The sequence below is a fragment of the Longicatena sp. genome, assembly GCF_982403165.1.
In genome coordinates, this window is record NZ_CEVYEL010000105.1 from 1 (window position 1) to 3143 (window position 3143).

General features: G+C 34.7%; 3 protein-coding genes. All 3 read right to left on the reverse strand.

Features of this window, described 5'->3' with window-relative positions; translation table 11 throughout:
• Positions 1-1033, reverse strand: a 1033-nt coding sequence (locus tag AC1VS3_RS12815) for an acyltransferase family protein (RefSeq protein WP_481275682.1), incomplete at its 3' end; no start/stop codon positions are given.
• Positions 1034-1103: 70 nt separating this feature from the next.
• Positions 1104-1943 (reverse strand): ABC transporter ATP-binding protein, encoded by an 840-nt coding sequence (locus AC1VS3_RS12820; protein WP_008690543.1) that lies wholly within the window; start codon positions 1941-1943, stop codon positions 1104-1106.
• Positions 1944-1956: 13 nt separating this feature from the next.
• Positions 1957-2787 (reverse strand): ABC transporter permease, encoded by an 831-nt coding sequence (locus AC1VS3_RS12825; RefSeq protein WP_008978200.1) that lies wholly within the window; start codon positions 2785-2787, stop codon positions 1957-1959.
• Positions 2788-3143 lie beyond the last annotated feature (356 nt).

Here is a 3143-nt window from a genome sequence, read left to right on the forward strand (position 1 = left end):
GAATTATGTTTTGGAACCTTTTTGGCATTTTTACTATAAAATATAAATAACGATTAATAAACCATATAAATATCACCATGATGAAGTATATGATGATGGATGCTAACACGGCATAAAACTGACTTGTTAAAAAAATCGGGAAAGCCGCCTGGAGAATACGTAACATAGGGATGTGCAAAGCTAATATGATAATGGTATTCTGTCCGATATAGGATAATAGCTTCGAGTGGAAATTAAACTTTTTCGCAAGAAAGATGAGAATGAAGGATAACGAGAAGGAACTAATCAGCATATAGGTGATATTGCGATACAGTTCATTGCTCATATCTACTTGCTTATTGATAAATGCCGAAAAGGTTCCCACACAGAACAACAGAAAGATTTTAAAGCGATAATGCTCCTTAAAGGCATTCATGAAATTTGTAAAATACTTTCTTATCAGATAGCCACAACCATAATAAAATTGCGCAACTAAAGATACATCAAAATGGAATGGAGCATCCAAAAACTCTTTTCCCAACGGTGCCATAACACCGATGACACCCAAGATACACGACATTAAGAAGACCGATTTATCATCTTTTAAATAATAATGTATCATATAATAAATAACCTCAGCAAATAATAAGGTCATTAAAAACCATGTCGCATTGGATGGAGCTCTGACAACGGCGCTATTGGAATAGAAGACACCGAATAAAACTTCTATCAAAGAATCCGGTTGGATCATATGGGTTTTCATGTTGATGTACCAAAAAGGCAAGGATAATATATTTAACATGATGTAGGGATGAGCTAGTTTTATGATTTTATCTTTCACACAATCCATGATAGTCGTATATTTATCAGGACGAAATGTTAAGCCGGATATCATGAAAAATAATGGCATATGGAAGGAATAAATAAAACGAAATACTTTTCCTTCTTTAAACTTTAACAGTGAATGACCTAAAACGACGAAATACATGGAAATAGCTTTTAATTGGTCTAGCCACACTAATCTCGTCGTTGTATTTTCAACTGCTTTATCCATAAAAAACTCCTTTCATTGCATGTTCTTTCCCTTTCAACTATAGAGCAAAAGCAACAACGATGTTGTTGCTTTATTTTTTCGTGAATAATTTAGATAAGAATCCCTCTTTATAGTTATGAATGATTCGCTGTTCAAATTTTTCGTTTAACATTTTTTTCTTTTCTTTATCACTCATTGCATTCAATTTATCTACATACTCTGAATAGTGGTCACATACTTCATTAATTTCCCCAAATTCAATAAGCTTTCCACCTTCAATCCACATTCCCGTCTTACAGAATTCTCGTACCTGTGGCAATGCATGTGAGATAAAGAAGATTGTCTTTCCTTGTTCATCACGCAGTTTTTTCATACGATTCATACATTTCTGGGCGAATCCTTTATCTCCTACGGATAAGGCTTCATCGACAATAAAGATATCCGGATCCAATGCCAGAGATATTGAAAAACCAAGTCTTGATTTCATACCGCTGGAATATTTTTTTACCGGCTGATATAAGAAATCGCCTAATTCTGCGAATTCAATAACATCCTCTGTAATTTCTTGAATACGTTTTTTAGAAAGGCCCATCAAAGCACCCTTAACGTTGATATTTTCTAAGCCGGTCAATTGTTGATTCAGCCCTGTATTGATGGAAATTAAGGCTTGTTCTCCACTAACATTCATTTCCCCGCCATCGATATCGGATATACCGGCTAAAATAACGGATAACGTTGATTTACCGGAACCATTGGTTCCTAACACACCAACAACATCGCCTTTTTCAACTTTGATACTAATATCTCTTAACGCATAAAAGCTTTCATTATCATTTGACTTTTGTCCGTCTTTTTTCTTTAATTTATAAATTTTAGAAATATGATGTAATTCTACCGCATAAGGGTTTGTTTCATATGTATTTTTTGCCATTCTTATCACCTGCCTAAATTAAGTCAATGAACTTACGTTTAAACTTATACATCAGCATACAGCCAATTACAAATAAGACAATCGTTACTCCCCAGAAATAAATCGTCTGTGCCGGGTGAGCAAATATCCATCGGTTATAGAAAATACAATCACGGTAGCCATTTACGATATAATACACCGGATTTAATTTCATAATAATGTTTAGGATATTATGAAATGGAACACTTGCCGCAAAATGACATTCCCAAATAACGGGTGAAAAATACATCAGCATTCGCATTAGCGAAGTTACCAGTTTTCTGACATCTCTCCACAACATCGTTAAGACGGATAAGATCAAGGTGACAGATTCAACGAACATAAAGGAACAGATCGTAAAATAAATCAACCCTAACCAATATACATTCGGGAAGAAACCGCACATAAATAACATCACGATTGCAATCAGCATCATACAAAGGTGATTAAAGAATTCCTTCGCACAAATCGTTGCCGGTAAGACACTGACAGGGAATTTCATTTTGGTGATAACGCTGGTTTTGGAGAAAATGGCATTACAACCATTCTGGATACATGGCTGAATAAACCACCATGCAGCATACCCAACGACCAACCAAGGCAGATAATTAATTTCAATACCGTCATGTTTGATAGGTTTTCTTGACCATGCCAAACCAAAAATCAGGAAATATGTAAGCACCTGAATTGCCGGTGATGCAAAATTCCAAAATAATCCAAACTTAGAGTCACGCATATCCGCAAGTAATTCATACTTCGCGATGCAAAATATACGATATAAGTTAGAGAAGTTTTCTTTTACTACATACTGTACGCTTTTAAACATATACAATACTCCTTTTTTCATTGCTTCCTATAAGCACTATTTGCACAATCTACCACATTATACAACATATAGCAAGTAGAAACTAGAGTTTTTTTACCATTTCTAAAGGGAAGATCCATTTCTTACCATCGTATCAAAGAGGTAATATTTCACGGTTACATGATGATTATAGGGGAAAAAGCGTATGACAGGATGAAGATGGTACAAGTAAAGAAAAGTGTTTCTAACGCACAACATTCGCGATAGAAACACTTCTTTATCTTTCCATAAGATGGTTTTTAAGCTTACTTTGTTTTGCAAGGTTTCATCGAACTATAAGAGCCATAATACTTTTTACCATCCATTGTCTTATAAGC